Here is a 25,387-nt window from a genome sequence, read left to right on the forward strand (position 1 = left end):
CCGTTTCCGGTGTCCCCCTGCTGGGCCTGACTGCTAGTCGCGGGCTGCGGTCAGATGTTCCGCGTGTTCCTGGAGGGAACGTACGCCGACGTCGCCGTGCTTCAGCGCGTCGATGCCCTGGACGGCGGCGGCGAGCGCCTGGACCGTCGTGAGGCACGGCACGGACCGGGCGACGGCCGCTGTGCGGATCTCGTAGCCGTCGAGCCGGCCACCCGTCCCGTAGGGCGTGTTGACGATGAGGTCGACCTCGCCGTCATGGATCAGCTGCACGATGGTCTTCTCGCCGTTCGGGCCCTCGCCCTCGGAGAGCTTGCGCACGACCGTGGCGTTGATCCCGTTGCGCTTGAGCACCTCGGCGGTACCGGAGGTGGCCATCAGCTCGAAGCCGTGGGCGACCAGCTCGCGGGCCGGGAAGATCATCGTGCGCTTGTCGCGGTTGGCGACCGAGATGAAGGCACGGCCCGTGGTGGGCAGCGGTCCGTAGGCGCCGGCCTGCGACTTGGCGTACGCCGTGCCGAAGACGGAGTCGATGCCCATGACCTCACCGGTGGAGCGCATCTCCGGGCCGAGGACCGTGTCGACGCCGCGGCCCTGGATGTCGCGGAAGCGCGACCACGGCATGACGGCCTCCTTGACGGAGATCGGCGCGTCCAGCGGCAGGGTGCCGCCGTCGCCCTGCTTCGGCAGCAGGCCCTCCTCGCGCAGCTCGGCGATGGTGGCGCCGAGCGAGATGCGGGCGGCGGCCTTCGCGAGCGGGACGGCGGTCGCCTTCGAGGTGAAGGGGACGGTCCGCGAGGCGCGCGGGTTGGCCTCCAGCACGTAGAGGATGTCGCCGGAGAGCGCGAACTGGATGTTGATCAGTCCGCGGACGCCGACGCCCTTGGCGATGCCTTCCGTGGAGGCCCGCAGCCGCTTGATGTCGTAGCCGCCGAGCGTGATCGGGGGCAGCGCGCAGGCGGAGTCGCCGGAGTGGATGCCGGCCTCCTCGATGTGCTCCATGACACCGCCGAGGTAGAGCTCGGTGCCGTCGTAGAGCGCGTCGACGTCGATCTCGATCGCGTCGTCGAGGAAGCGGTCGACCAGGACCGGCCGGGTGGGGCTGATCTCGGTGGACTCCTCGATGTACGAGGAGAGGCGGGTCTCGTCGTAGACGATCTCCATGCCGCGGCCGCCGAGCACGTACGACGGGCGTACGAGGACGGGGTAGCCGATCTCGTCGGCGATGGCCTTGGCCTCGGCGAAGGTGGTGGCGGTGCCGTGCTTCGGGGCCGGCAGGCCCGCCTCGGCGAGGACACGGCCGAAGGCGCCGCGGTCCTCGGCGGCGTGGATGGCCTCCGGAGAGGTCCCCACGACCGGTACGCCGTTGTCCTTCAGGGCCTGCGAGAGGCCGAGCGGGGTCTGGCCGCCGAGCTGCACGATGACACCGGCGATCGGGCCGGCCAGCGACTCGGCGTGGACGATCTCCAGGACGTCCTCGAGCGTGAGCGGCTCGAAGTACAGCCGGTCGGAGGTGTCGTAGTCGGTAGAGACCGTCTCCGGGTTGCAGTTGACCATCACGGTCTCGTAGCCCGCGTCGCTCAGGGCGAAGGAGGCGTGGACGCAGGAGTAGTCGAACTCGATGCCCTGGCCGATGCGGTTCGGGCCGGAGCCGAGGATGATCACCGCCGGCTTGGCGCGGGGCGCGACCTCGCTCTCCTCGTCGTAGCTGGAGTAGAAGTACGGGGTCTTCGCGGCGAACTCGGCGGCGCAGGTGTCGACCGTCTTGTAGACGGGGCGGATACCCAGCGCGTGCCGGACCTCACGTACGACGTCCTCGCGCAGGCCGCGGATCTCACCGATCTGCGCGTCGGAGAAGCCGTGCCGCTTGGCCTCGGCGAGCAGATCCGTGTCGAGGCGGTCGGCGGCGGCAAGCTCGTCGGCGATCTCCTTGATGAGGAAGAGCTGGTCCACGAACCAGGGGTCGATCTTCGTGAACTCGAAGACCTCCTCCTGGGTGGCGCCGGCCCGGATCGCCTGCATGACGGTGTTGATCCGGCCGTCGGTCGGGCGGACGGCTTCGGCGAGCAGCTCGGCCTTGTCGCCGGGCTCGCCGGTGAAGGCGAACTGCGAGCCCTTCTTCTCCAGGGAGCGCAGCGCCTTCTGCAGCGCCTCGGTGAAGTTCCGGCCGATCGCCATGGCCTCGCCCACCGACTTCATGGTGGTGGTGAGGGTGGAGTCGGCGGAGGGGAACTTCTCGAAGGCGAAGCGCGGGGCCTTGACCACGACGTAGTCGAGGGTCGGCTCGAAGGAGGCCGGCGTCTTCTCGGTGATGTCGTTGGGGATCTCGTCGAGCGTGTAGCCGACGGCCAGCTTTGCGGCGATCTTGGCGATCGGGAAGCCGGTGGCCTTGGAGGCGAGCGCGGAGGAACGGGAGACGCGCGGGTTCATCTCGATGACGATGACCCGGCCGTCGGCGGGGTCGATCGCGAACTGGATGTTGCAGCCGCCGGTGTCGACGCCGACCTCGCGGATGATCGCGATGCCGATGTCCCGCAGCCGCTGGTACTCACGGTCGGTGAGCGTCATCGCCGGGGCGACGGTGATGGAGTCGCCGGTGTGGACGCCCATCGGGTCGAAGTTCTCGATGGAGCAGACGACCACGACGTTGTCGTGTCTGTCGCGCATCAGCTCCAGCTCGTACTCCTTCCAGCCGAGGATGGACTCCTCCAGGAGCACCTCGGTGGTCGGGGAGAGCGTGAGGCCCTGTCCGGCGATGCGGCGCAGCTCCTCCTCGTCGTGGGCGAAGCCGGAGCCGGCGCCGCCCATGGTGAAGGAGGGGCGGACGACGACGGGGTACCCGCCGAGGGTGTCGACACCCGCGATGACGTCGTCCATGGTGTGGCAGATGACGGAGCGGGCGGACTCGCCGTAGCCGATCTTCTCCTTGACGGCCTCGACGACGCCCTTGAAGAGGTCGCGGTCCTCGCCCTTGTTGATGGCCTCGACGTTGGCGCCGATGAGCTCGACGCCGTACTTCTCCAGGACACCGTTCTCGTGCATGGAGATCGCGGTGTTGAGCGCGGTCTGGCCGCCCAGGGTGGGGAGCAGCGTGTCGGGGCGCTCCTTGGCGATGATCTTCTCGACGAACTCGGGAGTGATCGGTTCGACGTACGTGGCGTCGGCGATCTCCGGGTCGGTCATGATCGTCGCCGGGTTGGAGTTCACCAGGATGACGCGCAGGCCCTCGGCCTTGAGCACCCGGCAGGCCTGGGTGCCGGAGTAGTCGAATTCGGCGGCCTGCCCGATGACGATCGGACCGGAGCCGATGACCAGGACGGACTGGATATCGGAGCGCTTAGGCACGCTGGCCCTCCATCAGGGTGACGAAACGGTCGAAGAGGTACGCGGCGTCGTGCGGGCCAGCTGCTGCTTCGGGGTGGTACTGGACGCTGAAGGCCGGCTGGTCGAGCAGCTGCAGTCCTTCGACGACCTGGTCGTTCAGGCATACGTGGGAGACCTCGGCGCGGCCGAACTCCGTGTCGGAGACCTTGTCGAGCGGAGCGTCGACGGCGAATCCGTGGTTGTGCGCGGTGACCTCGACCTTGCCGGTCGTGCGGTCCTGCACGGGCTGGTTGATGCCCCGGTGGCCGTACTTCAGCTTGTAGGTGCCGAAGCCGAGCGAGCGGCCCAGGATCTGGTTGCCGAAGCAGATCCCGAAGAGCGGGGTCTTCCGCTCCAGCACACCGCGCATGACGGAGACGGGGTGGTCGGCGGTGGACGGGTCGCCGGGGCCGTTGGAGAAGAAGACTCCGTCGGGCCGGACCGCGTACACCTCCTCCAGGGTGGCGGTGGCGGGCAGGACGTGCACCTCGATGCCGCGCTCGGCCATGCGGTGCGGGGTCATGCCCTTGATGCCGAGGTCGATCGCCGCGACGGTGAACTTCTTGGTGCCGACCGCGGGGACGACGTACGCCTCCTTGGTGGCGACCTCGGCCGCGAGGTCGGCGCCGCTCATCTCGGGGGCCTGGCGCACCTTGGCGAGCAGTATGCCTTCGTCCTGGATCGCGTTGCCGGAGAAGATGCCGACGCGCATCGCACCGCGCTCGCGCAGGTGGCGGGTGAGCGCACGGGTGTCGATGCCGCTGATGCCGACGACCCCCTGGCTCGCGAGCTCCTCGTCCAGCGACCGGCGGGAGCGCCAGTTGGACGGGACCCGGGCGGGGTCGCGCACGACGTAGCCGGAGACCCAGATCCGCTTGGACTCGGGGTCCTCGTCGTTCACGCCGGTGTTGCCGACGTGCGGGGCGGTCATGACGACGACCTGGCGGTGGTAGGAGGGGTCGGTCAGCGTTTCCTGGTAGCCGGTCATGCCGGTCGAGAACACCGCCTCGCCGAAGGTCTCCCCCACGGCCCCGTAGGCGCGGCCGCGGAAGGAGCGGCCGTCCTCCAGGACGAGTACGGCGGGAGCTTTTCCGGCTCCCCGGGTGGAGATCGTCATCGTGCGGTGCCTTCCGTCGTGCTGGTTGTGGTGCTGGTGAGGTGGTCGCCGGCCACGCCGGCGAGGTGGTTGACGGCGTCGACCCACTCCTGGTGCTCGGCCGCGTGGTCGGAGCGGAAACCCGAGTCGATCAGCTGGTCGCCGTGCGCCCAGGTGATGACCAGCAGGCCGCCCTCGGGCAGGACCTTGCCTGCGAGCGCCTTGTCGAGCCTGGCCTCGCGGAGTGCGGCGGCCGGTACGAAGAAGTCGGCCGCCCCGGGGCGTACGACGTCGAGGCCCTGCGCGGTGAGGGTCAGCTCGACCCGGCTGCGGGTGCCGAGGCCGTGCGCCACGATCCGGTCGAGCCACTGCCCGGCGGTCGTCGAGGCGTGGTAGCGGCCGGTCAGGGTGAGCAGGGGCGCACCGTCGGCGAAGCCTTCGGGGGTGGTCGCGAGCTCGGGCAGGCCGGACTGCAGGCTGCCCCGCCACTTCCATCCCTGGCGCATCAGCCAGTAGACGAACGCGATGAAGACGAGCAGTCCGAGGACCCAGCTGATGCGGGCGGACCAGTCCGTCACTTCGGCCGACTTCTGCTCGGCGGCCAGCTGGTACAGGGGGTTGAGTGTTGTCACGCGAGCTTCCCGTCGACGACCGTGGCACGGCCCCGCAGGAAGGTGTGGGTCACTCGGCCGGGCAGCTCGCGACCCTCGTACGGAGTGTTGCGGCTGCGGGAGGCGAAGCCCGCGGGGTCCACGGCTCCACGGTATGCCGGATCGACCAGGGTGAGGTTGGCGGGCTCACCCGCCGAGACGGGCCGGCCGTGTCCTTCGAGCCTGCCGATGGCCGCGGGGCGGACCGACATGCGGTCGGCGACCCCGGCCCAGTCGAGGAGCCCGGTGTCCACCATCGTCTGCTGGACCACGGAGAGCGCGGTCTCCAGGCCCACCATGCCCATGGCGGCGGCGGCCCACTCGCAGTCCTTGTCCTCGTGCGGGTGCGGTGCGTGGTCGGTGGCCACGCAGTCGATGGTGCCGTCGGCGAGCGCCTCACGCAGGGCCATCACATCGGCCTCGGTGCGCAGCGGCGGGTTCACCTTGTAGACGGGGTTGTAGGTCCGCACGAGCTCGTCGGTGAGCAGCAGGTGGTGCGGGGTGACCTCGGCGGTGACGTTCCAGCCCTTGGACTTCGCCCAGCGGACGATCTCCACGGACCCGGCCGTCGACAGGTGGCAGATGTGCACCCGGGAGCCGACGTGGGCGGCGAGGAGCACGTCGCGGGCGATGATCGACTCCTCGGCGACGGCGGGCCAGCCGCCGAGACCGAGCTCGGCCGAGACGACGCCCTCGTTCATCTGGGCGCCCTCGGTGAGGCGGGGCTCCTGCGCGTGCTGGGCGACGACACCGTCGAAGGCCTTCACGTACTCCAGCGCGCGGCGCATGATCACCGCGTCGTCGACGCACTTGCCGTCGTCGGAGAAGACCTTCACTCCGGCGGCGGAGTCGTGCATGGCGCCGAGCTCGGCGAGCTGCTTGCCCTCCAGGCCGACGGTGACGGCGCCGACGGGCTGCACGTCGCAGTAGCCGGACTCCTTGCCGAGCCGCCAGACCTGCTCGACGACACCGGCGGTGTCGGCGACCGGGAAGGTGTTGGCCATGGCGTGGACGGCGGTGAAGCCGCCGACCGCGGCGGCCTTGGTGCCGGTGAGGACGGTCTCGGAGTCCTCGCGTCCCGGCTCACGCAGATGGGTGTGCAGGTCGACGAGGCCGGGCAGCAGGATCTGGCCCTCCGCCTCGATCACGGTGGCGCCCTCGGCCTCGAGCCCCGTGCCGGTCGCGACGACGGTCTCGCCCTCGATGAGGACGTCCTGCGGCTCGCCGCCGAGGACCTTCGCGCCGCGGATAAGGATCTTGCTCATGGTTACTTGTTCTCCTCGGTACGGGCGGCGGCGGACGGCAGGGCGGTCTCGGAACCGCCCAGCAGCAGGTACAGGACGGCCATGCGGGTGGAGACGCCGTTCGCGACCTGTTCGACGGCGGTGCAGCGGTCGGAGTCCGCGACCTCGGCCGTGATCTCCATGCCGCGGACCATCGGGCCGGGGTGCATCACGATGGCGTGCTCGGGCATCCTCGCCATGCGTTCGCCGTCCAGGCCGTAGCGGCGGGAGTACTCACGCTCGGTCGGGAAGTAGGCGGCGTTCATCCGTTCGCGCTGCACACGGAGCATCATGACCGCGTCCGACTTCGGCAGCACCTCGTCGAGGCCGTAGCTGACCTCGCAGGGCCACTGCTCGACGCCGACCGGCACCAGGGTGGGCGGGGCCACCAGGGTGACCTGCGCCCCGAGCGTGTGCAGCAGGTGGACGTTGGAGCGGGCCACGCGGCTGTGCAGGATGTCGCCGACGATCGTGATCCGGCGGCCTTCGAGGTCACGTCCGATCCCCGCGTCGGGCCCGACCAGCCTGCGGCGCATCGTGAACGCGTCGAGCAGTGCCTGGGTGGGGTGCTCGTGCGTGCCGTCACCGGCGTTGACGACCGCGCTGTCGATCCAGCCCGAGGTCGCGAGGCGGAAGGGGGCGCCGGAGGCGCCGTGCCGGATGACGACGGCGTCGGCGCCCATGGCCTCCAGGGTCAGGGCGGTGTCCTTGAGCGACTCGCCCTTGGAGACCGACGAGCCCTTCGCGGAGAAGTTGATGACGTCGGCGGAGAGGCGCTTGGCGGCGGCCTCGAACGAGATCCGCGTCCGGGTGGAGTCCTCGAAGAAGAGGTTGACGACCGTTCGTCCACGCAGGGTGGGAAGCTTCTTGATCGGCCGGTCCGCGACCCTGGCCATCTCCTCGGCGGTGTCGAGGATCAGGACGGCGTCGTCGCGGGTGAGGTCTGCGGCCGAGATGAGGTGGCGGGGGGTCCGGGGGTTGTCCCCGGGAGGGCGCAGCATCTGGGAGTCTCCGTGAAGGGTGGAGGGATCAGACAGGTGGGCGTGCCGGAGCAGCCGTGCGGCCGACGGGGCGCACGGGATTGGATTCGGCTACTGCTCGCCTGCCGGGACGGTCTGCTTGACACCGAGCAGCACGGCGTCGCGGCCGTCCTCCTCGGCGAGCTGGACCCTGACCGTCTCCCGCAGCGACGTGGGGAGGTTCTTGCCGACGTAGTCGGCACGGATCGGGAGTTCACGGTGGCCGCGGTCGACGAGGACCGCGAGCTGTACGGCGCGGGGCCGGCCGATGTCGCCGAGCGCGTCGAGTGCGGCGCGGATCGTGCGGCCGGAGAAGAGGACGTCGTCCACGAGCACGACGAGACGGTCCTCGATGCCCTCACCGGGGATCTCGGTGCGGGCGAGGGCGCGCGCGGGGCGCATCCGCAGGTCGTCGCGGTACATCGTGATGTCGAGCGACCCGACCGGCGTCTTCCGGCCGGTGATCTCCTCGAGCTTTCCGGCGAGCCGACGGGCGAGGTAGACCCCGCGTGTCGGGATGCCGAGCAGCACCACGTCGTCGGCGCCCTTGGCGCGTTCGACGATCTCGTGGGCGATTCGGGTCAGTACACGGGCGATGTCGGGAGCCTCGAGAACGGGGCGTGCCGCATTGCCGGTGTGGTCATGCTGTGCGTCCATAAGAAACGGACCTCCTTCTCCGCCTCACCGGACGGACGTTAAAGGACGTCGAAATTGCGTCATCCACGTTACCAGGGCTTGTGCGAGGCCCTGGCCCCGCCCCCAGGAGGTGGCAGTCCGGACCTTTCGGCTTGACGCAGCCAAGTAACGCTGCGTAACCTCACAGTGAGTTACCAGCCACGCGGCCCAGCCGCAGAATGTTCCAGCGTCCGGGGAGCCTTATGTCCAGCGAATACGCAAAGCAGCTCGGGGCCAAGCTCCGCGCCATCCGCACCCAGCAGGGCCTCTCCCTCCACGGCGTGGAGGAGAAGTCGCAGGGCCGCTGGAAGGCCGTCGTGGTCGGTTCCTACGAGCGCGGCGACCGCGCCGTGACCGTGCAGCGCCTTGCCGAGCTGGCCGACTTCTACGGCGTTCCGGTGCAGGAGCTCCTGCCCGGCACGACCCCCGGCGGTGCCGCCGAGCCCCCGCCGAAGCTGGTCCTCGACCTGGAGCGCCTCGCCCACGTGCCGCCGGAGAAGGCCGGACCGCTGCAGCGCTACGCGGCGACGATCCAGAGCCAGCGCGGTGACTACAACGGCAAGGTCCTCTCCATCCGCCAGGACGACCTGCGCACCCTGGCCGTGATCTACGACCAGTCGCCGTCCGTGCTCACGGAGCAGCTGATCAGCTGGGGCGTGCTGGACGCAGACGCGCGTCGCGCGGTGGCCCACGACGAGGGCTGACCGGCCCCACGAAGAAACGTACCGCCGGGCCGGCGGGGTCCCCAGGACCCCGCCGGCCCGGCGTTTTCGTGCCCCGGCCGTTTCCGCCGTTCCGGGGGATACGCCGAAGGGCCCACGGTCGATTCGACCGTGGGCCCTTCGTTCGGCTCAACGCCGCCGGAGGATCACTGCTCCCGGCGGAGATTCGGCTTGAGGTCCTTGAACCGGGCCAGCAGGCCGTTCACGAAGGTCGGGGAGTCGTCCGTGGAGAACTCCTTGGCGATCTGGACCGCCTCGTCGATCACCACGGCGTCCGGGGTGGAGTCCATCCAGATCAGCTCGTACGCGCCGAGCCGCAGGATGCTCCGGTCGACGACCGGCATGCGGTCGATCTCCCAGTCCACGGCGTAGGTGACGATGAGGTCGTCGATGCGGTCCGCGTACTGCGCGTACCCCTCGACGAGCTCCATCGTGAATTCGCCGACCGGCGGCTGACGGTCGTCGGTCCGCGAGAGCCGTACCCAGTCCGCGAGGACCGTCTGCACGGACTCGCCGCGCTGGTCGGCCTCGAAAAGGATCTGGAAGGCACGCTTGCGGGCCTTGTTCCGGGCAGCCACGGTTAGCTGTTCACCCGGCCGAGGTAGTCGCCCGTACGGGTGTCGACCTTGATCTTCTCGCCGGTGGAGATGAAGAGCGGGACACCGATCTCGTAGTCGGTCTCCAGCGTGGCCGGCTTGGTGCCGCCGGTGGAGCGGTCGCCCTGGACACCGGGGTCGGTGTGCTTGATGGTCAGCTCGACCGCGGCGGGCAGCTCGACGTAGAGCACCTCGCCCTCGTGCTGGGCGACGGAGGCGGTGAAGCCCTCGATCAGGAAGTTGGCGGCGTCGCCGACGGCCTTGCGGTCGACCATGAGCTGGTCGTACGTGTCCATGTCCATGAAGACGAAGTACTCGCCGTCCATGTACGAGAACTGCATGTCGCGGCGGTCGATGGTGGCCGTTTCGACCTTCACGCCGGCGTTGAACGTCTTGTCGACGACCTTGCCGGAGAGCACGTTCTTGAGCTTGGTGCGCACGAAGGCGGGGCCCTTGCCGGGCTTGACGTGCTGGAACTCGACGACGGACCAGAGCTGGCCTCCGTCGAGCTTGAGCACCAGGCCGTTCTTGAGGTCGTTCGTGGAAGCCACGGTTGCGGAATCTCCTGGACTGAAGCTGGTGGACGACCGAGGATGCGCGCCGGAGCCTCCGTGAGGAGATCTCCTAGAGCGCGAGCAGCTCCTTGGTCGTAATGGTGAGTAGCTCGGGTCCGCCGTCCGCCTCGGGGCGCACGACGAGCGTGTCATCGATCCGGACACCGCCCCGGCCCGGGAGGTGGACCCCCGGTTCGACGGTGACCGGCACACAAGCGTCCAGTTTACCCATGGCTGCCGGTGCCAGCTGCGGGTCCTCGTCGATTTCGAGCCCGACCCCGTGCCCCGTGCTCGGCTGCAGGCCTTCCGAGTGCCCCGCGGAGTCCAGCAGATGGCGGGCCGCGCGGTCCACGTCGCGGTAGGCGGCTCCGGGGACGAGGGCCTCCCGTCCGGCCCGCTGAGCGGCGAAAACAAGGTCGTAGAGCTCGATCTGCCAGTCGGCGGGACTGGTTCCGATGACGAACGTCCGGCCGATCTCGCAGCGGTATCCCCGGTAGTTCGCCCCCAGGCAGACGGAGAGGAAATCACCTTCCTCGACCCTGCGGTCGGTGGGCCGGTGGCGGCCCTGCCCCGAGTGGGGGCCCGTGCCGACGGAGGTGGCGAAGGCCGGGCCGTCGGCCCCGTGGTCCACCAGCCGGCGTTCGAGCTCCAGGGCGAGGTGGCGCTCGGTCCGTCCCACCAGGATGGATTCGAGGAGTTCGCCGAGGGCCTGGTCGGTGATCTCAGCGGCGATCCGCAGGCAGGCGATCTCCTCCTCGTCCTTGACCAGGCGCAGCTGCTCGACGGTGCTGCCGAGGTCGCACAGGCGCAGGCGCGGGGCGACGGAGCTCATCGCACGGTGGCGGGAGACGGTCAGATCGTGCTCCTCGACGGCCAGGGAGTCCGCGTGCAGGCCGCCGGCGAGACCGGCCGCCGCGACGACGGGATCGCCCTCGGTCCCGGGCAGGACCGTCAGCCGCAGCTGCTCGTCGGGACGGCCGTGGGCGGGGTCCCCGGTCGGCGGGCGGGGGCAGAGCAGGACATCCTCACCGGGGCCGAGCAGCAGCACGGCGCCGGGCGGGGCCCCGCCCGCGAGATAGCGGACGTTGGCGGGGCGGGAGACCAGGGCGGCCGCGGATCCGGCGGCGGCGTACCGGTCACGCAGCAGCCCGCGTCGGACGGCGTACACCTCTGACATGTTTCCGAGCCTACGAGCGTGGGCCGGGCCCCGCCCGGTCAGCGCACCCGACCGGGAACCGCGCTGCCGCTACCAGGCGGGCGGGCTGGCTATCGAGCGGGCCAGGACGTCGTCGAGGACCCGCGCGGTCGTCTCCACGTCATAGGTGGAGTTGTCGATGATCGGCAGGCCGGAGCCGTACCAGCCGGCCATCCGGCCGTGGATCCGGGCGACTTCCTCGTCGGAGAGCCTGCGGTTCCCGCTGCGGGCCGCGTTGCGCTCCAGGACGACCTCCAGGCCGGGCAGGAGGACCACGGGCAGCAGCCCGGGGCCGACGTGGCGCTTCCAGCCTCCGAGGCCGACGACGGGCCGGTCGGGGAAGACCGCGTCGTCGAGGATGCAGGAGATGCCGTTGGCCAGGAAATTACGGGCGGCGAACCCGCAGGTGCGCCGGGCCAGGCGGTACTGGGCCTCGGAGTGGTCGTTCCATCCGGCCTGGGGGTCCGCGAAGCCGGAGCAGACCCATTCACGGACGTCGTCCAGGGACACGTGCGCGGTGGGAACCCGGCGGCGGCCCGCCCAGAGCTTGGCCACCGTGGTCTTGCCCGCTCCGGCGGGTCCTATCAGGAGCACGGCGAGGGTCGCGGCCCCGGTGCCCGCCTCCGCGGGCGGAGCGGGCAGCGGGACGGGGCCGCCGGGCGGCAGCTGGATGTGCCCGGTGGTCTCCCGTGAGGGCGGCACCGGGGCGTGCTGGGCCGCGAGCGGCTGGGTCCCGGGAGCCATGGGAGGGAGGGGCGGCCCCGGTGGGCCGGGGTGGCCTGAGTGCTGGGCCTGGTGCGTCCAGGGTCCGTTTCCGGGACCCTGGGGCGGCGGCAGCGGGGCCCCCACTGCGTGCTGCATCCGGTGCCACTCCGTCTCGTACAGGCAACTGGCGCTGGTCGACGGCAACCGTACCTCCCCCGGCCGCCATGCGGTGAACGGGCGGGGAAGGTACGAAGTGCCCGGTGTCAGTCCGTCAGTTCGTCGGCCAGGGCCCGCAGGGCGAGCCGATAGGAACCGATCCCGAACCCTGCCACGGTGCCGGTGGCCACGGGGGCGACCACCGAGGTGTGGCGGAATTCCTCCCGTGCGTACGGATTCGAGATGTGCACCTCGATCAGCGGAGCGGTGCGCTGGGCTGCCGCGTCCCGCATCCCGTACGAGTAGTGCGTGAAGGCACCGGGGTTGAGAACGACCGGAATCGAACCGTCCGCCGCCTCGTGGAGCCAGCGGATCAGCTCGCCCTCGTCGTTGGTCTCGCGCACGTCGACGTCGAAACCCAGTTCCTTGCCGAGGGCCTGGCAGGTGTCGACCAGGCCCGCGTAGGAGGTCGCCCCGTAGACATCGGGCTCACGGGAGCCGAGACGGCCCAGGTTCGGTCCGTTGAGGACGAAGACCCTGCGGGCCGTCACGCGGAGACCTCCCCGTACGCGGCGAGCAGGACGGCCGGGTCAGGGCCCTCCAGCACTGTGGGCTTGCCGATGCCGTCCAGGACGATGAAGCGCAGCAGGTCGCCGCGGGACTTCTTGTCGACCTTCATGTTCTCCAGGAGCTTGGGCCACTGGTCACCGCGGTAGGTGAGCGGCAGCCCGACGGACTCCAGGACCGAGCGGTGCCGGTCGGCGGTGGCGTCGTCGAGGCGGCCGGCGAGCCGGCCCAGCTCGGCGGCGAAGACCATGCCGATGGAGACGGCCGCGCCGTGGCGCCACTTGTAGCGCTCGTTCTTCTCGATGGCGTGGGCCAGGGTGTGGCCGTAGTTGAGGATCTCCCTCAGGCCGGACTCCTTGAGGTCGCTGGAGACGACCTCGGCCTTGACCCGGATGGACCGCTCGATCAGCTCCGCGGTGTGCGGTCCTGAGGGCGTACGGGCGCCCTGGGGGTCGGCCTCGACGAGATCGAGGATGACCGGGTCGGCGATGAAGCCGGCCTTGATGATCTCGGCAATGCCGGAGACGTAGTCGTGGACGGGCAGCGAGTCCAGCGCGGCAAGGTCGCAGAGCACCCCGGCGGGCGGGTGGAAGGCGCCGACGAGGTTCTTGCCCTCGGCGGTGTTGATGCCAGTCTTGCCGCCGACCGCCGCGTCGACCATGGCGAGCACGGTCGTCGGGACGGCGACCCAGCGGACCCCGCGCAGCCAGGACGCGGCGACGAAGCCGGCGACGTCCGTGGTGGCTCCCCCGCCGATGCCGACGATGACGTCGGTGCGGGTGAAGCCGGTCTGGCCGAGCGCCTTCCAGCAGTAGGCGGCGACCTCGACGGTCTTGGCCTCCTCGGCGTTCGGCAGCTGGATCGCGATGGCCTCGTAGCCCTGGGCGGCGAGGTCCGCGCGAACCGCCTCACCGGTCTCGGCCAGCGCCTCGGGGTGCAGGACGGCGACCCGCTGGGCCCCGTCACCGATGAGGTTCGGCAGCTCACCGAGGAGCTGGCGGCCGACGAGCACCTCGTACGGATCGGTGCCTGCCGTGCCGGCGATCTGGATGCGCGTGGTGCCCTGCTCGGTCATGCGTGTCTTCTCCTGGCCGGACGGTACCGGCTCGCCGGTCCGCTCCGGCAGTTCCAGTGCCTCGGTGATCGCCTGGGCGACCTCGTCGGGAGTGCGTGCGTCGGTGGCGACCGTGACGGTTGCCACCTCTTCGTAGAGAGGGCGCCTGGCGTCCATCAGCTCGCGCCACTGCCGTCTGGGGTTGACGGCGAGCAGGGGGCGGGCCGTGTTCAGCCCGACCCTGCGGACGGCCTCGTCGACGTCCATGGAGAGGTAGACGACCGGGCGGCCGGCGAGCATGGCGCGGGTCTCCGCGTCGAGCACGGCGCCGCCGCCGAGGGCGAGGACGCCGGTGTGCCCGTCGAGCGCGTCCCGCACCGCCTGCTGTTCCAGGGCGCGGAAGCGCTCCTCGCCGTCGTCGAAGAAGATCTCCGGGATGGCCTTGCCCGCGGTGGCCACGACGTCCGCGTCGGTGTCGCGGTAGGTGGTGCCCAGGCGGTCGGCGAGCAGTTCACCCACCGTGGACTTGCCCACCCCCATGGGGCCGACGAGGACGATCAGCGGGCCGCTCACCGGATCTGGAGGTGGGAGAGGTACGACTGCACGTTGCGGTGGGTCTCGGCGACGCTGTCGCCGCCGAACTTCTCCGCCACCGCGTCGGCCAGGACCAGGGCGACCATCGCCTCGGCGACGATCCCGGCGGCCGGCACGGCGCACACGTCGGAACGCTGGTGGTGGGCCTTGGCCGCCTCGCCCGTCACCACGTCGACCGTGGCGAGTGCCCGGGGCACCGTGGCGATGGGCTTCATCGCGGCGCGGACCCGCAGCAGCTCACCGGTGGTCAGCCCGCCCTCGGTGCCGCCGGAGCGGCCGGAGGTGCGCCTGATCCCGTCCGCGGTGGCCACGATCTCGTCGTGCGCCTTGGAGCCGGGCACGCGGGCCAGGTCGAACCCGTCACCGACCTCGACACCCTTGATGGCCTGGATACCCATCAGTGCTGCGGCGAGGCGTGCGTCGAGCCTGCGGTCCCAGTGGACGTGCGAGCCGAGCCCGACGGGCACGTCGTAGGCGAGCACCTCGACGACTCCCCCGAGGGTGTCGCCGTCCTTGTGCGCCTGGTCGATCTCCGCGACCATCGCCTTCGACGCTTCGGCGTCGAGGCAGCGCACGGGGTCGGCGTCGAGCCGCTCGACGTCGGAGGGCTTGGGGTGGACACCGTAGGGCGCCTTGGCCGCGGCCAGCTCGACGACGTGGGAGACGATCTCGATGCCCGCGGTCTCCTTGAGGTAGGACCGTGCGACGGCACCGAGCGCGACGCGGGCCGCGGTCTCCCGGGCGCTGGCGCGCTCCAGGACCGGCCGTGCCTCGTCGAAGCCGTACTTCTGCATCCCCGCCAGGTCTGCGTGGCCGGGCCTGGGGCGGGTCAGCGGGGCGTTGCGGGCCTGTGCGGCGAGTACCTCGGGGTCCACCGGATCGGCCGACATGACCTGTTCCCACTTGGGCCACTCGGTGTTGCCCACCATGACGGCGACGGGCGATCCCATGGTCAGGCCGTGGCGGACACCGCCGAGGAAGGTGACTTCGTCCCTCTCGAACTTCATCCGGGCGCCGCGCCCGTAACCGAGCCGTCGCCGGGCGAGCGCGTCCGCCACCATCTCCGTAGTGACGGGGATGCCGGCGGGAAGACCCTCCAGCGTCGCCACCAGTGCGGGGCCGTGCGACTCTCCGGCGGTCAGCCAGCGCAACCTGCTCAACGGTGCTCCTCATGCTCGCGCCTGTAACTGCAACGGCGCGACCGGGTGCGCGGCCCTGGCCCGCCACCCCCGATCCTCCCACGATCGGGAGCTCCGACCTGCCGCCGGTCCAGCAGACGGACGCCCCGGTCACGTCTCCGAAGGGCGAGGAGACGGAGCCGCGGGGTACAGCCTGCCGCCGGGCACGCCTTCGGGTGAGCCGCCTGGTGTCCGCCCTCGGGTGCCGCCGTGGCTCGCAGAGGCCGGTACGGCCTGCGCGCGGGCGCGTCCGTCGGCTCTCGGCCCTCGGCCCTCGGCCCTCGGCAGGCATCCGGCCGGACAGGACCTCGGTACTAGACCTCGCGCGCTGCGAGCGCCGCTTCGCCGGCGACACGCATGGCCGCGACGGGCGCGTCCAGCCCGGTCATCCGCTCCACCTGGAGCACGGCCTGGTGGACGAGGAGGTCGAGGCCGCCCACCACCGGGGCGCCGGTGGACGACCAGCGGGATGCGAGCTCGGTCGGCCAGGGCTCGTACAGCACGTCGAACAGGGTGCCAGGGGCCGCGGGGACGTCGGCCGCCAGGGCGTCGGTGGTGCCGGCCGGCGTGGTGGCGATCACGAGGGGGGCGTGCAGGGCCTCGGCGGCCGTCGCCCAGTCCGCGATCCGTACGTCCACACCGAGGCGCTCGCCCCAGCCGCGCATCTCGTCGGCCCGCGCCGCACTGCGCACATAGGCCGTGACCGGCCCGGTGCAGATCTCGGCCAGGGCTGCCAGCGCGGAGGACGCCGTGGCGCCGGCACCGAGAATCGCGGCGGACTCCACCTTGTCGACGCCCCGTTCCCGCAGGGCCGCGATCATGCCGGGGATGTCGGTGTTGTCGCCGGTCCGGCGGCCGTCCTCGGTGAGGACGAAGGTGTTGACCGCCTCGACCGAGGCCGCGGTATCGGTGATCTCGTCGAGCAACGGGATGATCGCCCGCTTGAGCGGCATCGTCAGGGAGAGGCCCGCCCAGGAGGAGTCCAGACCTTCGATGAAGCCGGGCAGCCCTGCCTCGTCCACCTCGAAGCGGTCGTACGACCAGTGGTCGAGGCCCAGCTCCGCGTACGCGGCCCGGTGCAGGACCGGGGAGAGGGAGTGGGCGATGGGCGAGCCGAGGACGGCCGCCCGCCGGACGGTGTTCACTGTTTCGCCTGGTTCTCTTGGTACTGCTCGCGGTTGCGTTCGTGCTCCTCGTTCGTCACCGCGAACAGCGTTTTGTCCTCGGTCACGGAGACGAAGTAGTACCAGGGGCCGGACGCCGGACTGATCGCCGAGTGCAGGGCGTCCGCGCCGGGATTGGAGATCGGGCCGAGCGGGAGGCCCTTGATTCGGTACGTGTTGTACGGATCGTCGATCTCCCGCAGTGCGTCCACGGCTCCCACATCCAGCGTGCTCTCAGCTCGGATGTAGTTGATCGTCGAGTCGAATTCCAGCCTTCCGACCGTCTCCATGTTGTCCGGCTTGAGACGGTTGTAGACCACCGTGGCGACCCTGTCGAAGTCGTGCTTGTACTTGCCCTCCTTCTGAACAAGGCTCGCCACGGTGATGAGGTCGAGCGGAGAGTCCAGCTTCAGCTTCTTCGCGTTTTCCTCGAGATCAAGCTTGGCGTATTCACTGTTCGCCCGCGTGACCATCTTCTTCAGCGCGTCCTCGGGCTTCGAACCCTTGGGGACCGCGTACGCCGCCGGAAAGAGGAAACCTTCCAGCGGATCCTTGATCTCCGGATCGTCATCCGCCCATTCGGGCAGACCGAGGCTCTCGGCCTTCGTCTTCGCCACACCAGCGGTGGTACCGGCTTTCAGGCCAAGCCTCTTGTCGATCGCCGTGTAGATGCCGATGGTGCTCGTTCCCTCGGGAATGACGAGTGCGTTCTGGCTCTTCGGATCCAGCATCATTTCGATGGCACTGTCCGCCGACATCTCCTTCTTCAGGAGATAGACACCGGCCTGCAGGGAACCGCCCTTGGGATTCCCGTTCTGTGCCGAGACGAAGGCGTCCACGGATTTCACGACGCCGGCCTTCTTCAGGATGCTCGCGATCTCGTTGCCCAGCGCACCGGGCGGGATCTCCACCTCGACCGCGCCCGTTCCGCTGCCCGCGTAGTCGGGCGCCGAGCCGAACTGGTTCTGGAAGTACGAGTAGCCGAGGTACCCCACCCCGCCGAGGCCGCCGACGAGGACCGCCGCGACACCCAGGCAGGCGCAGCCGTTGCGGCTCTTCTTCTTTCCCTTGCCGCGGCGCTCGCCACCGCCCCGGCGGGACTCACGCGGGCCGTCGTCGTGTTCGTCGTCCTCGCGGGTACGGGAGCGGGAGTCACGCCCGTCGGCCGGCTCGTCCGCGCCCGTGAAGAAAGGATGCGTCTCCTCCTGCGGCGCTTCCGGGTCCCAGTCCTGGCCCTGCTGCTGAGGCTCCTGCTCGCGGCGGCCGGGGGGCTGCGGCGGGGGGTACGCCTCGGGGGTGCCGTAGTGGTCGGCCTGTTCGCCGTAGCCGCCGGTGTTGTTGCCGTACTGGGGCTGCTGGGCCGCGTACGGCATGGCCGCCTGCTGGCCGGTGTCCCAGCCGCCGTCGTACTGCGGCTGGGACTGCTGCGGCTGGGCGTACGGGTCCTGCGGCGCGCCGTACGGGTGCTGATGCGGGTCCTGGGGCTGCTGGTACGGGTCCTGCTGATGTTGATAGGGGTCCTGCTGGTGCTGCTGGTACGGGTCCCGCTGGTAGCCCTGCTGGGCATACGGGTCCTGCGCGTAGGGCTGCTGCTGGCCTTCGTACTGGCCCTGGCCGTGGGCAGCCTGCTGGCCTCCCCATCCCTGGTCCCCGTACAAGGGGTCCTCGGGATGCCACGGTTCGGAGCCGGGGCCCCGGCCATACTCAGTCATCGATCCCCTTGAGCCGCGAGACGACGCTCCGTCTCTTCGCTTTGCTGTGCGGTGTCTGTTCGAACACCGGCGCATCGCGCGGAACGTTACCGTATCGCGATCAGACAACCACTTCGACGCCCTCGCCCGGGGCAGTGCCTGACGCCCGTTCGGACTCCAGAGCGTTCTGAAGGATCACCACAGCGGCAGCTTGGTCGATGACAGAACGGCCCTTCTTGGACTTCACGCCCGAAGCGCGCAGCCCCTGAGTGGCCGTCACTGTGGTCATCCTCTCGTCCAGGAGACGTACAGGAATCGGCGCGATGGCACGGGCGAACACCTGGGCGAACGCACGGACCTTCGCGGCCGCCGGACCCTCCCCGCCCCCGAGGGAGCGGGGCAGCCCCACGATGACCTCGATCGGCTCGTACTCCTCGACGATCCGGCCGAGCCGCCGGTGGGCGGCCGGGACATCACGTCCCGGCACGGTCTCCACCGGCGTGGCGAGGATCCCGTCGGGGTCGCACGAGGCGACCCCGATACGGGCGTCACCGACATCGACGGCAAGTCGGCGTCCACGGCGCATCTGCGACATGTCCGGCGTCACGCCGTCTCGGTGACGAGGCGTTCGACAGCGGCGACGGCGTCACCGATGGCATCCGGGTTCTGGCCGCCGCCCTGGGCGACGTCCGGCTTGCCGCCGCCACCGCCACCGAGGGTCTTGGCGGCGGTGCGCACCAGGTCACCGGCCTTGAGGCCACGCTCGCGGGCGGCCTCGTTGGTGGCGATGACGGTCAGCGGGCGGCCGTTGGCCGTGGTGAACAGGGCCACGACGGCGGGCCGGCCGCCCTGGATGCGGCCTCGCACGTCCAGAACCAGCTTGCGCAGGTCGTCGGCCGAGGTGCCGTCCGGGACCTGTCCGGTGACGAGGGCGACCCCGCGCACGTCCCTGGCAGACTCCACGAGCCCGGCGGCGGCGGCGAGCACCTTCTCCGCGCGGAACTTCTCGATCTCCTTCTCGGCGTCCTTCAGCTTGCCGAGCATGCCGGAGATCTTCTCGGGAAGCTCCTCGGGGCGGCCCTTGAGCAGCTCCTGGAGCTGGGCGACGACCGTGTGCTCCTTGGCGAGGAAGTTGTACGCGTCCACGCCGACCAGGGCCTCGATGCGGCGGACACCGGAACCGATGGACGACTCGCCGAGCAGCTTCACCAGACCCAGCTGAGCCGTATTGCCGACGTGCGTGCCGCCGCACAGCTCCTTGGAGAAGTCGCCGATGGTGACGACACGGACCCGCTCGCCGTACTTCTCGCCGAACTCCGCGATGGCGCCCTGCTTCTTGGCGTCGTCGATGGACATGACCTCGGCCTGGACGTCGAGCTCCCGGGCGAGGACCTCGTTGATCTTCTGCTCGACGTCGGTCAGGACCGTGCCGGGTACGGCGGCGGGCGAGCCGAAGTCGAAGCGGAAGCGGCCGGGCGAGTTCTCCGAACCGGCCTGGGCGGCCGTCGGGCCCAGGGCATCGCGCAGCGCCTGGTGCGTGAGGTGCGTGGCGCTGTGGGCGCGGGCGATGGCGCGGCGGCGGGTGTTGTCGATGGCGGCGAAGGCGGAGGCGCCGACCGTCACCTCGCCGACCTGGACCGAGCCCTTGTGGACCGAGACGCCCGGGACCGGCTGCTGCACGTCGCGGATCTGAATGACGGCGCCGGTTTCGAGCCGGATCCTGCCCTGGTCGGCGAGCTGGCCGCCGCCCTCGGCGTAGAAGGGGGTGCGGTCGAGGACGACCTCGACCTCGTCGCCCTCGGTGGCGGCGGGCGAGGGCACGCCGTCGACCAGCAGGCCGACGATCCTCGACTCACCCTCGGTGGAGGTGTAGCCGGTGAATTCGGTGACGCCCGAGTTGTCGGCGACCTCGCGGTAGGCGGACAGGTCGGCGTGACCGGTCTTCTTGGCCCTGGCATCGGCCTTGGCGCGCTCCCGCTGCTCCTTCATCAGGCGCCGGAAGCCGTCCTCGTCGACCGAGAGGCCCTGTTCGGCGGCCATCTCCAGTGTGAGGTCGATCGGGAAGCCCCAGGTGTCGTGGAGCAGGAACGCCTTGTCGCCGGCCAGGACCCTGCCGCCGGCGGCCTTGGTCTCGGTGACGGCGGTGTCGAGGATGTTCGTGCCGCCCTTGAGGGCCTTGAGGAAGGCGGCCTCCTCGGCGAGCGCGACGGTCTCGATGCGCTTGCGGTCGGTGATCAGCTCGGGGTACTGCTGCCCCATGGTGTCGACGACGACGTCGACGAGCTCACGGACGACCGGGCCGGTGGCGCCCATCAGCCGCATGTTGCGGATGGCGCGGCGCATGATGCGGCGCAGGACGTAGCCACGGCCCTCGTTGCCCGGGGTGACACCGTCACCGATGAGCATCACGGACGTACGGATGTGGTCGGCGACGACGCGGAGGGAGACGTCGGAGCCCTGTTCGGCGCCGTAGCGCACCCCGGTGAGCTCGGTGGCCTTGTCCATGACGACGCGCAGGGTGTCGGTCTCGTACATGTTCTGTACGCCCTGCAGGATCATCGCGAGGCGTTCGAGGCCGAGACCGGTGTCGATGTTCTGCGACGGCAGGTCGCCGAGGATCGGGAAGTCCTCCTTGCCGTCGCCCGCGCCGCGCTCGTACTGCATGAAGACCAGGTTCCAGATCTCCACGTAACGCTCGTCGTTGACGGCGGGGCCGCCCTCGACGCCGAACTCGGGACCGCGGTCGTAGTTGATCTCGGAGCACGGGCCGCAGGGTCCGGGGACGCCCATGGACCAGAAGTTGTCCTTCTTGCCCAGTCGCTGGATGCGTTCGGCCGGAACGCCGATCTTCTCGCGCCAGATCTGCTCGGCCTCGTCGTCGTCGAGGTAGACCGTGATCCACAGCCGCTCGGGGTCGAGGCCGAAGCCACCGTCCTCCACGGAGTCCGTGAGCGCCGCCCAGGCGAGCTCGATGGCGCCTTCCTTGAAGTAGTCACCGAAGGAGAAGTTGCCGCACATCTGGAAGAACGTGCCGTGCCTGGTGGTCTTGCCGACCTCTTCGATGTCCGGCGTGCGCACGCACTTCTGCACGCTGGTGACACGTGGGGCGGGCGGCTTGACCTCACCGAGGAAGTAGGGCTTGAAGGGAACCATGCCCGCGGGGACCAGCAGCAGAGTCGGGTCGTCCGCGATGAGCGACGCCGAAGGCACGACGGTGTGGCCGCGCTCCTCGAAGAAGCTCAGCCAGCGGCGGCGAATTTCAGCCGACTCCATTAGTGGTCCTCATTCCGGTTGTTCGAGTTGTAGGGAAGTGTGCGGTGGGCGACGAGTTCGGGGTCGGCGAGCGCCTCGATGCCGAGTGCACCGCCCAGTTCGGCCTCGCGCCTGACCATGCCCTCACGCACGTCGAGGGCGAAGTCCTTCAGCTTGTGACCCGCTTCGATCGCCTTGTCGGCGGCCTGCGCCGCGAGGCTCTCGGGGGTCAGCTGCCGGATCTTGCGGTTGACCTTGGTGGTGGCCCAGACGCCGGCGGCTGCGCCGGCGGTGAACCAGAACGTACGGCGGAACATCGCTGGCTCAGTCCTTCTGTCCGCGGGAGCTTCGGCCGTTCCGCTTCTTGTCACGGGCGGAGGGCACGGTACGGCCGACGATCACGGCGCGGCGGGAGGTCCGGCGGGCCGGTTCCGGCTCGGCGGCGGTGCGGCGGCCGATCGCCTGCCGCACCCCGTAGCCGAACGCCGCGACCTTCACGAGCGGGCCGCCGAACGTCGACGCGACGGTGGTGGACAGGGCGGAGGCGTTGGAGGTGACCTCCTGGACGTCGCTGGCGATGGCGTCGACCTTGTCCAGCTGGGTCTGCGCGGAACGCAGCGTGGCGGAGGCGTCGGCGAGCAGCGGAACCGCCTGCTCCGTCACGTCCGCCACCAGCGCCGTGGTCGCCTTGAGCGTCTGGGCCAGCCTCACCAGTACCACGGCGAGGAAGGAAACCAGGATCGCCCAGAAGACGGCCACCAGGATGCCGGCCACCTCTCCACCGGACACAGTGCACCGCTCTCTGCTCGTCGCCCGCATCGGCCGGGACCTCTCCCGGCCGGTATCTGTCTGTCACCGCTCGGCCCGCGCGTCCTGCCCACCACTGCCGATCGTCGTCCCCCGAGCCTATCGCGCCGGGCGTCTCGCCCCGAACCGCATTACGGGCGGGCGGCGCGGGTCGCGAACCCCGGGGAGATTGTACGGAGAGCTTATGTGCCAGTACTCTGCGTGTTTCATGCGACGCCCTCACCGCCCCTGCCCCATGCCCGACGACGCGGAGCGCGGCCCCGTGCGCGGAAATCTCCCGGCGGAGCTGAACACCTTCGTGGGGCGCGGCGACGAACTGGCGGAACTGGAGCCGCTCATGCGGGAGTCCAGGCTCGTGACCGTGGCCGGGGTCGCCGGGGTCGGGAAGACCCGCTTCGCGATCCGCGCTGCGGCCCTGATGGAGAAACGGTACTTCGATGGTGTCTGGATCGCCGAGCTGTCGGCCGTCCACGACCCCGAGCTCCTCGAGCACGCACTGGTCGACGCGCTGGGGCTCACCGACCACACGGGAAGGCCGCCTCGTGCCGTGCTGGCCGAGCACTGCGCGGAGCGCCGGCTCCTGCTCGTGATCGACGGCTTCGAGCACCTCACCGACGCCTGTGCCGGACTCGTACGGGAGTTGCTCCGCCGGGCCCCGCACCTCCAGGTGCTCGCCGCGGGTCGCCGTCCGTTGCGGGTGGACGGCGAACTCACCTTCCCGCTGATGCCGATGACGGACGACGACGCCCTGGAACTCTTCGCCCGGCGCGCCGCCGCGGTGCGACCGGGGTTCCGGCTGACGGACGGCGACCGGGAGACCGCACGGGAGCTCTGCCGCCGCCTCGACGGCATCCCGCTGGCCCTGGAGCTCGCCGCCGGGCGGCTGCGGGCCCTGACGATGGAGCAGGTGCTGCACCGTCTCGACGACCGCTTCCGGCTGCTGACGGGGGGCAGCCCGAGCGCGCTCCCCCGCCACCAGACGCTTCGTACGGCCATCGGCTGGAGCCACGAGCTGTGCGCTCCGGAGCAGCGGCTGCTGTGGGCACGGCTCTCGGTGTTCGCCGGACAGTTCGACCTGGAGGCCGTCGAATACATCTGCAGCGGCTCCGGCCTGCCCGCCGGATCCGTGCTGGACGTGCTGGACGAACTGCTGGCCCAGTCCGTGGTGCTGCGCGAGGACTCCGCCCTGGGCAGCCGATACCGGCTGCTGGACACCGTTCGGGAGTACGGCGCCGAGTGGCTGCGGGCGACCGGGGACGCCGAGAGGCTGCGCCGCAGGCACCGGGACTGGTATCTGGGGCTCGCGACGTGGTGCGAGCTCGACTGGTTCAGCCCCAGGCAGGCGGAGGCGGCGGCACGGATCGACAGCGAGCTGCCCAATCTCCGCCGGGCGATGGAGTGCTCGATGGAGAGCCCGGAAGAGGTCCATCTCGCCCAGTACCTGGCGGGCACGCTCTGGTTCTACTGGGCGGGCTGCGGCCGCCTCTCGGAGGGCCGCCACTGGCTGGACCACGTCCTGGAGGAGGAGTCCCCGTACGACCACTCGCGGCTCAAGGCCCTGTGGGTGCTCGGGTACGTCGCGGTGCTCCAGGGGGACCGCGTCGGTGCGGTGTCCGCGCTTCAGGAGTGCCGCGAGGAGGGCGAGCGCTCGGGGGACGCCACCGCCGTGGCCTACGCCCTGCACCGCACGGGCTGTCTCTCGATCGTCACGGACGACCCGGTGCGCGCCGAGGAACTGTTGCGCGAGGCGCTGGCGCGCTACCGGGAGATCGGCGAGCTGAACAGCAACGTGCTGATGGCCCAGGTCGAGCTGGGCATGGCCGTGGCGTTCCGCGGGGACCTGGAAGGGGCCACGGCGATCTGCGACGAGGTCCGGGAGATCTGTGAGGACCACGGCGAACGGTGGGCGCTGGCCTACGCGCTGTACGTCCTGGGCTACGCGGCGCTGCAGTCCGGGACGAGCGGGCGGGCCCGCCCGATGCTCCGCGAATCACTGTCCATCGCGCACACCTTCCACGATCTGCTCGGCACGGTCCTCTCGCTGGAGCTGCTGGCCCTCATCACCGTGGTCGAGGGCGACGCGGCGGAGGCGGCCGTGCTGCAGGGGGCGGCGGACCGGATCTGGCCCTCGGTGGGGCTGCCGCTGTTCGGCTCCGCCCACTACGGAAGACCCAGGGCCGAGTGCGAGAAGCGGGCCAGGGCGGCACTCGGCGACGCCCGGTACGACGCGGAACGCCACGCGGGCCGTCGGCTGGACCCGCAGGCCGCGGCGGTGCGGGCGCTCCGCACGAGGGCGGACGCCGGCACGGCACCGGAGGGGTCGGTGCCCGGGGCCGGGGCGGACGGGGAGACGCGAAGGCCCGCCGCCTCCCGTACAACAGGGAGGGGCGGGCCCGAGCTCGGTTGAGAGCTACGCCTGCGTCATCAGCGGGCGTAGTACTCGACGACGAGCTGCTCGTCGCAGATGACCGGGATTTCCTTGCGGTTCGGGTCCCGGTCCAGGCGGAAGGCCAGGGCCTTCAGGTTCACCTGGAGGTAGCGCGGGGTCTCGCCGTCCGTGTCGTAGCCACCCTCACGGGCGACCTGGAAGGGGACCTTGGTGCGGCTGCGCTCGCGGACCTGCACGACGTCGTCGGGGCGCACGCGGAAGGACGGCTTGTCGACCTTGCCGCCGTTGACCTCGATGTGGCCGTGGACGACCATCTGGCGGGCCTGGTAGATGGTGCGGGCGATGCCCGAACGCAGGACCAGGGCGTCGAGGCGGCGCTCGAGCTCGACGACCAGCGCCTCGCCCGTCTTGCCCTCGGCCTTACGGGCGCGGTCGTAGGCGCGCGCCATCTGGCGCTCGCTGATGTCGTACTGCGCACGCAGACGCTGCTTCTCGAGCAGACGGACCTTGTAGTCCGAGTTCTGCTTGCGGCCACGGCCGTGCTCGCCCGGCGGGTAGGGGCGGGCTTCGAAGTACTTGACAGCCTTCGGCGTCAGGGCGATGCCGAGGGCACGCGACTTCTTGACCTTGGGACGCGACTGGTTAGGCACGTTCTCCAGACCTCCGTTGTAGGTTAGGTTA

Annotated in this window: 22 protein-coding genes; 2 read left to right on the forward strand and 20 right to left on the reverse strand. The window is 70.5% G+C overall.

All coding sequences use genetic code 11. The features are described 5' to 3' along the window. Nucleotides 1-33 precede the first annotated feature (33 nt). From carB to pyrR, 6 genes are all read right to left on the reverse strand, one after another. Entirely contained in the window at nucleotides 34-3,342 is a 3,309-nt protein-coding gene (gene carB, locus HED23_RS21565; RefSeq protein WP_203185025.1) for a carbamoyl-phosphate synthase large subunit, read from the reverse strand. Then, on the reverse strand, nucleotides 3,335-4,477 hold the full coding sequence (gene carA / locus HED23_RS21570) for a glutamine-hydrolyzing carbamoyl-phosphate synthase small subunit (protein WP_203185026.1): 1,143 nt from the start codon (nucleotides 4,475-4,477) through the stop codon (nucleotides 3,335-3,337). Before carA ends, carB begins: the two co-directional genes overlap by 8 nt. After that, nucleotides 4,474-5,088 (reverse strand): hypothetical protein, encoded by a 615-nt coding sequence (locus tag HED23_RS21575; RefSeq protein ID WP_203185027.1) that lies wholly within the window; start codon nucleotides 5,086-5,088, stop codon nucleotides 4,474-4,476. The genes carA and HED23_RS21575 overlap by 4 nt, the downstream gene beginning before the upstream one ends. Beyond that, nucleotides 5,085-6,371 carry a dihydroorotase gene (locus tag HED23_RS21580; protein WP_203185028.1) on the reverse strand — a complete coding sequence of 429 codons (1,287 nt, stop codon included), beginning with the start codon at nucleotides 6,369-6,371 and terminating at the stop codon, nucleotides 5,085-5,087. Before HED23_RS21580 ends, HED23_RS21575 begins: the two co-directional genes overlap by 4 nt. A gap of 2 nt (nucleotides 6,372-6,373) precedes the next feature. Next, nucleotides 6,374-7,390, reverse strand: a complete 1,017-nt coding sequence (locus HED23_RS21585) for an aspartate carbamoyltransferase catalytic subunit (RefSeq protein ID WP_203185029.1) — start codon at nucleotides 7,388-7,390, stop codon at nucleotides 6,374-6,376. Between the two features lie 90 nt (nucleotides 7,391-7,480). Then, the gene (pyrR, locus tag HED23_RS21590; RefSeq protein WP_203185030.1) at nucleotides 7,481-8,065 is read right to left on the reverse strand and encodes a bifunctional pyr operon transcriptional regulator/uracil phosphoribosyltransferase PyrR; all 585 of its coding nucleotides are present in this window, start codon (nucleotides 8,063-8,065) and stop codon (nucleotides 7,481-7,483) included. Nucleotides 8,066-8,286: 221 nt separating this feature from the next. On the opposite strand from pyrR, the gene bldD reads away from it, so the two are divergent. Continuing rightward, nucleotides 8,287-8,787: a transcriptional regulator BldD gene (gene bldD, locus HED23_RS21595; RefSeq protein WP_014157378.1), complete on the forward strand. Its 501-nt coding sequence runs from the start codon at nucleotides 8,287-8,289 to the stop codon at nucleotides 8,785-8,787. Nucleotides 8,788-8,951: 164 nt separating this feature from the next. Here bldD and nusB read toward each other — a convergent pair whose 3' ends face one another. The 13 genes from nusB to HED23_RS21660 all read right to left on the reverse strand — a co-directional run bounded on the left by nusB (nucleotide 8,952) and on the right by HED23_RS21660 (nucleotide 22,284). Further along, nucleotides 8,952-9,383, reverse strand: a complete 432-nt coding sequence (gene nusB / locus HED23_RS21600; protein WP_203185031.1) for a transcription antitermination factor NusB — start codon at nucleotides 9,381-9,383, stop codon at nucleotides 8,952-8,954. Nucleotides 9,384-9,385: 2 nt separating this feature from the next. Then, nucleotides 9,386-9,952 (reverse strand): elongation factor P, encoded by a 567-nt coding sequence (gene efp / locus HED23_RS21605; protein ID WP_203185032.1) that lies wholly within the window; start codon nucleotides 9,950-9,952, stop codon nucleotides 9,386-9,388. 73 nt (nucleotides 9,953-10,025) lie between these two features. Beyond that, a complete protein-coding gene (locus HED23_RS21610; protein ID WP_203185033.1) occupies nucleotides 10,026-11,132 on the reverse strand; it encodes a M24 family metallopeptidase in 1,107 nt (368 codons plus the stop codon). Nucleotides 11,133-11,201: 69 nt separating this feature from the next. Beyond that, nucleotides 11,202-12,011, reverse strand: coding sequence for a Pro-rich N-terminal domain-containing protein (locus HED23_RS21615; RefSeq protein ID WP_203185034.1), 810 nt, complete (start codon nucleotides 12,009-12,011; stop codon nucleotides 11,202-11,204). A 107-nt stretch (nucleotides 12,012-12,118) separates the two neighbouring features. Continuing rightward, complete coding sequence (gene aroQ / locus HED23_RS21620; RefSeq protein ID WP_203185035.1) at nucleotides 12,119-12,562, reverse strand: type II 3-dehydroquinate dehydratase; 444 nt, start codon at nucleotides 12,560-12,562, stop codon at nucleotides 12,119-12,121. Then, the gene (aroB, locus tag HED23_RS21625) at nucleotides 12,559-14,205 is read right to left on the reverse strand and encodes a 3-dehydroquinate synthase (protein ID WP_203185036.1); all 1,647 of its coding nucleotides are present in this window, start codon (nucleotides 14,203-14,205) and stop codon (nucleotides 12,559-12,561) included. Before aroB ends, aroQ begins: the two co-directional genes overlap by 4 nt. After that, entirely contained in the window at nucleotides 14,202-15,386 is a 1,185-nt protein-coding gene (aroC, locus tag HED23_RS21630; RefSeq protein WP_203185037.1) for a chorismate synthase, read from the reverse strand. The genes aroB and aroC overlap by 4 nt, the downstream gene beginning before the upstream one ends. A 332-nt stretch (nucleotides 15,387-15,718) precedes the next feature. Next, complete coding sequence (locus tag HED23_RS21635; RefSeq protein WP_203185038.1) at nucleotides 15,719-16,549, reverse strand: shikimate dehydrogenase; 831 nt, start codon at nucleotides 16,547-16,549, stop codon at nucleotides 15,719-15,721. Continuing rightward, the gene (mltG, locus tag HED23_RS21640) at nucleotides 16,546-18,279 is read right to left on the reverse strand and encodes an endolytic transglycosylase MltG (RefSeq protein WP_203185039.1); all 1,734 of its coding nucleotides are present in this window, start codon (nucleotides 18,277-18,279) and stop codon (nucleotides 16,546-16,548) included. Before mltG ends, HED23_RS21635 begins: the two co-directional genes overlap by 4 nt. A gap of 100 nt (nucleotides 18,280-18,379) precedes the next feature. Next, on the reverse strand, nucleotides 18,380-18,853 hold the full coding sequence (gene ruvX, locus HED23_RS21645) for a Holliday junction resolvase RuvX (protein ID WP_203187587.1): 474 nt from the start codon (nucleotides 18,851-18,853) through the stop codon (nucleotides 18,380-18,382). 8 nt (nucleotides 18,854-18,861) lie between these two features. After that, entirely contained in the window at nucleotides 18,862-21,531 is a 2,670-nt protein-coding gene (alaS, locus tag HED23_RS21650; RefSeq protein WP_203185040.1) for an alanine--tRNA ligase, read from the reverse strand. Beyond that, nucleotides 21,531-21,827, reverse strand: a complete 297-nt coding sequence (locus tag HED23_RS21655) for a DUF6167 family protein (protein WP_203185041.1) — start codon at nucleotides 21,825-21,827, stop codon at nucleotides 21,531-21,533. Before HED23_RS21655 ends, alaS begins: the two co-directional genes overlap by 1 nt. Nucleotides 21,828-21,834: 7 nt before the next feature. After that, nucleotides 21,835-22,284 carry a DUF948 domain-containing protein gene (locus HED23_RS21660; protein WP_203185042.1) on the reverse strand — a complete coding sequence of 150 codons (450 nt, stop codon included), beginning with the start codon at nucleotides 22,282-22,284 and terminating at the stop codon, nucleotides 21,835-21,837. A gap of 241 nt (nucleotides 22,285-22,525) precedes the next feature. On the opposite strand from HED23_RS21660, the gene HED23_RS21665 reads away from it, so the two are divergent. Further along, on the forward strand, nucleotides 22,526-24,724 hold the full coding sequence (locus tag HED23_RS21665) for an ATP-binding protein (RefSeq protein ID WP_203185043.1): 2,199 nt from the start codon (nucleotides 22,526-22,528) through the stop codon (nucleotides 24,722-24,724). A 17-nt stretch (nucleotides 24,725-24,741) separates the two neighbouring features. On the opposite strand, the gene rpsD is transcribed toward HED23_RS21665, so the two are convergent. After that, entirely contained in the window at nucleotides 24,742-25,356 is a 615-nt protein-coding gene (gene rpsD, locus HED23_RS21670) for a 30S ribosomal protein S4 (RefSeq protein WP_031097728.1), read from the reverse strand. Nucleotides 25,357-25,387: the final 31 nt, after the last annotated feature.

The organism is Streptomyces pratensis (assembly GCF_016804005.1).
Lineage (GTDB): Bacteria > Actinomycetota > Actinomycetes > Streptomycetales > Streptomycetaceae > Streptomyces > Streptomyces pratensis_A.

What these genes read in the sequence shown, in the direction of transcription:
- HED23_RS21610 (WP_203185033.1), bottom strand. Translation starts at nt 11,132, where the DNA reads ATGTCAGAGGTGTACGCCGTCCGACGCGGGCTGCTGCGTGACCGGTAC.
- pyrR (WP_203185030.1), bottom strand. Translation starts at nt 8,065, where the DNA reads ATGGACGCACAGCATGACCACACCGGCAATGCGGCACGCCCCGTTCTC.
- mltG (WP_203185039.1), bottom strand. Translation starts at nt 18,279, where the DNA reads ATGACTGAGTATGGCCGGGGCCCCGGCTCCGAACCGTGGCATCCCGAG.
- HED23_RS21665 (WP_203185043.1), top strand. Translation starts at nt 22,526, where the DNA reads ATGCGACGCCCTCACCGCCCCTGCCCCATGCCCGACGACGCGGAGCGC.
- ruvX (WP_203187587.1), bottom strand. Translation starts at nt 18,853, where the DNA reads ATGTCGCAGATGCGCCGTGGACGCCGACTTGCCGTCGATGTCGGTGAC.
- bldD (WP_014157378.1), top strand. Translation starts at nt 8,287, where the DNA reads ATGTCCAGCGAATACGCAAAGCAGCTCGGGGCCAAGCTCCGCGCCATC.
- carA (WP_203185026.1), bottom strand. Translation starts at nt 4,477, where the DNA reads ATGACGATCTCCACCCGGGGAGCCGGAAAAGCTCCCGCCGTACTCGTC.
- HED23_RS21655 (WP_203185041.1), bottom strand. Translation starts at nt 21,827, where the DNA reads ATGTTCCGCCGTACGTTCTGGTTCACCGCCGGCGCAGCCGCCGGCGTC.
- HED23_RS21585 (WP_203185029.1), bottom strand. Translation starts at nt 7,390, where the DNA reads ATGCTGCGCCCTCCCGGGGACAACCCCCGGACCCCCCGCCACCTCATC.
- HED23_RS21580 (WP_203185028.1), bottom strand. Translation starts at nt 6,371, where the DNA reads ATGAGCAAGATCCTTATCCGCGGCGCGAAGGTCCTCGGCGGCGAGCCG.
- alaS (WP_203185040.1), bottom strand. Translation starts at nt 21,531, where the DNA reads ATGGAGTCGGCTGAAATTCGCCGCCGCTGGCTGAGCTTCTTCGAGGAG.
- HED23_RS21615 (WP_203185034.1), bottom strand. Translation starts at nt 12,011, where the DNA reads ATGCAGCACGCAGTGGGGGCCCCGCTGCCGCCGCCCCAGGGTCCCGGA.